The organism is Pseudomonas sp. (genome assembly GCF_026224925.1).
Lineage (GTDB): Bacteria > Pseudomonadota > Gammaproteobacteria > Pseudomonadales > Pseudomonadaceae > Aquipseudomonas.
This window is the reverse complement of sequence record NZ_JAMFRV010000453.1, coordinates 1-3,814: the sequence shown is the minus strand read 5'-3', so window position 1 is coordinate 3,814 and position 3,814 is coordinate 1. Positions and strand designations below refer to the sequence as shown.

Below are 3,814 nucleotides of genomic sequence, written 5' to 3'. Positions count from 1 at the left end.
GCAGTGTTGTTGACCAGGATGCAGTGGTTGCCAATGACGCTGTCGTGACCGATGTGCGCGTAGGCCATGATCAGGTTGTGATCACCCAGCGTTGTTTCTGCACGGTCCTGAATCGTCCCGCGGTGGATAGTTACACCTTCGCGGATCACGTTGTGATCACCAATAACCAGACGCGTTTCTTCGCCTTTGTATTTGAGATCGGGCGTGTCCTCACCAATCGAGGAAAACTGATAAAGGTGGTTATGCTTACCGATCTTTGTCGGCCCCTTGAGAATCACATGCGGCCCAACGATTGTACCCTCGCCGATTTCCACACCAGGTCCGACGATCGACCAAGGGCCGACCTCTACATCGTCAGCCAGAATGGCCGTCGGATCGATGATTGCGCGAGGGTCAATCAAACTCATAGTTTACGTTCCGCGCAGATGATTTCTGCGGAGCACACTGGCTTGCCGTCCACCGTAGCCCGGCATTCGAATTTCCAGATTTGACGCTTGCAGCTAATGAACTTGGCTTCAAGGATCAACTGGTCGCCGGGCATGACTGGCTGACGAAAGCGCAGCTTGTCAGAGCCCACGAAATAGTAAAGCGTACCGTCGGCCGGCTTTACATCGAGCATTTTAAAACCAAGGATGCCTGCAGCTTGAGCCATCGCTTCTATGATCAATACGCCCGGCATGATTGGATGCTGAGGAAAATGACCGTTGAAAAAAGGCTCATTAATGCTGACATTCTTGTAGGCACGAATGCTTTTGGCCTCGACATCCAACTCTACAACCCGGTCCACCAGCAGGAACGGGTAGCGGTGAGGCAGGTATTCGCGAATCTCGTTGATGTCCATCATTTCGGGGGGAAGCCTGTAGTAAAGATGGGGAGTGCGCGACTAATGCGCAGCACTCCTCTTGCAAATCAAGGAGGCAGTTTATCGGCTGTGCACGCTTGATATAAAAAAGGTATCAGCCTTCAGATGAAGCTTTACCGCCCGAGGTCACTGCCTCAACAACCTTTTCCATCTGCAGCAAGCGTCGCGCCATGTCGTCAAGCTGACGAATGCGCGCTGCACTCTTGCGCCATTCCGCCGCTGGCTGCATTGCAGTCCCCGACGAATAGGCACCCGGCTCAGTAATCGAACGGGTCACCATGGTCATACCGGTGACGAATACGCCATCACACACTTCAATATGCCCAACCATGCCTACACCACCGGCGATGGTGCAATGTTTGCCAATCTTTGTGCTACCCGAGATCCCGACACACGCAGCCATGGCTGTGTGATCACCGATCTGGACGTTGTGCGCGATCTGTATCTGGTTATCCAGTTTCACGCCATTGCCGATCACAGTATCGGCCAATGCCCCACGGTCGACGGCGGTATTGACACCTATCTCCACGTCATCACCGACCAGAACGCCGCCAATCTGCGCGATTTTCTGCCAAATACCTTTCTCATTGGCAAACCCGAAACCTTCACCGCCGAGCACCGCGCCAGACTGAATCACGACTCGCTTGCCTATGCGTACATCGTGATAAAGCGTAACGCGTGGCGCTAACCAACCGCCTTCGCCGACTTCACTTCGAGCACCAATGAAACAGTGAGCCCCTACCGTAACGCCAGCCGCTATACGCGCGCCGCTTTCAATAACGGCAAAAGCACCCACACTTGCCATGGCATCGACATGAGCATCTTCAGCAATAATCGCCGACGGATGCACACCCGGGAGAGCCTTGGGTTTCGGGTCGAATAAATGGGAGATCTTTGCATAGGCCAAATAAGGATCAGGCACTAGCAACGCATCACCTGCGAACCCTTCTGCATCAGCCGACTTAAGCAATACGGCAGCAGCGTGGCTCACAGCAAGAAATTTTCGGTACTGCGGATTGGCCAGGAAACTTACCTGACCAGGGCCGGCCTCTTGTAAAGTGGCCAGCCCGGTAATGTCTTTATCCCCGTCGCCACGTAGCGTGGCGCCGAGGAACTCGGCCAATTGGCCGAGCTTGATGGTTACGGTCATGGTGTTACTTCAGCTGATTCATGCGCTCAATGACTTGGCGAGTGACGTCGTACTGAGGTTTGACATCAATCACAGCACCACGCTCGAACACCAGGTCAAAGGCGCCTTTCTTGATCACTTCTTCAACCGCCTGATCAAGTTTTGGCTTCAGTTGTTTGAGCATTTCACGGTCAGCAACGGCTTTCGCTTCGTTCAGTTCTTTGGACTGGAACTGGAAGTCACGGGCCTTTTGCTTGAATTCAAGCTCCAGACGCTCACGCTCAGGTTGAGCCATCTTGTCGCCACCGCTTACCAGACGATCCTGAATACCCTTGGCGCTGCTTTCGAGGGTTTTCAGCTTGGTCAGTTGTGGACCGAATTTTTTCTCGGCATCCACGGCGTATTTTTTTGCTGCGTCTGATTCAAGCAATGCCATTTGATAGTTCAGCACAGCAATTTTCATTTCAGCAAATGCTGGGGTCGCTATCAGGGCTGTAGCCAAGAGAACCAGTTGAGTCAACTTACGCACGATGCACTCCTACAAAATCTATTGTCGTTAGCATTGATCAGACGATCAAAAAGTCTGACCGAGAGAGAATTGAAAAACCTGAGTATCCGCGTTATCTGGTGTTTTGACCGGCACAGCCAAGGCGAAACTCAGTGGGCCCAGTGCAGTTACCCATGTCACGCCTACCCCGACCGAACTTGCCAAACTAGCGAGGCCGACGCTGTCACATTTAGGTTTCACATCGGACGCCGCAATAGTGTTGCTGCCAGACGAACCGCAGTTGGTATCGAACACGTTACCTACGTCCCAGAACAGCGACGTGCGCAGCGACTTCTGATCTTTAATGAATGGCAGAGGGAACATGACTTCCACGCCACCCTGGATCAGTAAGTTACCGCCGAAAGGAAGTGCCTTGCCATCTGGATCAACAAGCGTTCCGGTATTGCCGGTTACGGACTCACCACGGCTCGGGGTACTGCGAGGACCGAGACTGCTGTCCTGGAAGCCACGTACCGAGTTGAAACCACCTGCGTAATAGTTCTCGTAGAACGGCAGGCCGGAAGTCGAACCATAACCATCGCCATACCCCAGCTCAGTGTGCAGACGCAGGGTGTAGTTGTCGGTCAGCGGGTGGAAATATTGAGCGCGGTAGTCAAGCTTGAAGAAGGACAGGTCGCTGCCCGGCGTGGTGGTTTCAAATACCAGGCTCTGAGAGTGACCACGGGTAGCCAAGACACCTTTGTTCAGGGTCGACTCGGACCAGCCAGCGGACGCTTTGAAGTTGACGTATTTGTTACCTTCTTTGTTAACGAAGTCGAAAATCTCGTCAACGGTGTACACACCGGTCTTGATCTCATCCTGCTGTACGGTCAAACCGAACGTCAGACGCGAGGTTTCGTCAATTGGATAGCCGAGGCTGACACCTGCACCCAAGCTGTCTACTGCGTAGCTGGCCACGTCGACGGAAAGGTCTTTGTAGTCAGTGGTGCGGTAGAAAGCGTTGTAGCCAAGGCTCACACCGTCTGGCGTGAAGTACGGGTTGACGTAACCGAAGTTGTAACGAGTCTGGTATTCGCTTTTGGTCAAGCCGATGCTGACCTTATTACCGGTACCCAGGAAGTTGTTCTGGCTGATCGAGCCACCCAGGATCAAACCTGCACTTTGTGCGAAACCGACGCTCGCGGTGACAGAACCGGAGGCTTGCTCTTCAACCGCGTAGTTCACGTCGACCTGGTCATCGGTCCCTGGTACAGCGGGTGTCTCAACGTTGACTTCTTTAAAGAAGCCAAGACGATTGAGGCGGGTCTTCGATTGG

Annotated in this window: 4 protein-coding genes and 1 pseudogene; all 5 read right to left on the bottom strand. The window is 53.4% G+C overall.

The window, feature by feature from the left end; all coding sequences use genetic code 11:
* Window positions 1-407, bottom strand: a pseudogene (locus M0974_RS19590) (acyl-[acyl-carrier-protein]--UDP-N-acetylglucosamine O-acyltransferase); the annotation flags it as partial.
* Window positions 404-844, bottom strand: coding sequence for a 3-hydroxyacyl-ACP dehydratase FabZ (gene fabZ, locus M0974_RS19585; RefSeq protein ID WP_297840447.1), 441 nt, complete (start codon window positions 842-844; stop codon window positions 404-406). The gene fabZ and the pseudogene M0974_RS19590, both read right to left, overlap by 4 nt.
* Before the next feature lie 112 nt (window positions 845-956).
* Complete coding sequence (gene lpxD / locus M0974_RS19580; RefSeq protein ID WP_297840445.1) at window positions 957-2,012, bottom strand: UDP-3-O-(3-hydroxymyristoyl)glucosamine N-acyltransferase; 1,056 nt, start codon at window positions 2,010-2,012, stop codon at window positions 957-959.
* Between the two features lie 4 nt (window positions 2,013-2,016).
* The gene (locus M0974_RS19575; protein WP_297840442.1) at window positions 2,017-2,520 is read right to left on the bottom strand and encodes an OmpH family outer membrane protein; all 504 of its coding nucleotides are present in this window, start codon (window positions 2,518-2,520) and stop codon (window positions 2,017-2,019) included.
* Window positions 2,521-2,565: 45 nt separating this feature from the next.
* Window positions 2,566-3,814, bottom strand: a 1,249-nt coding sequence (gene bamA / locus M0974_RS19570; protein WP_297840440.1) for an outer membrane protein assembly factor BamA, incomplete at its 5' end; no start/stop codon positions are given.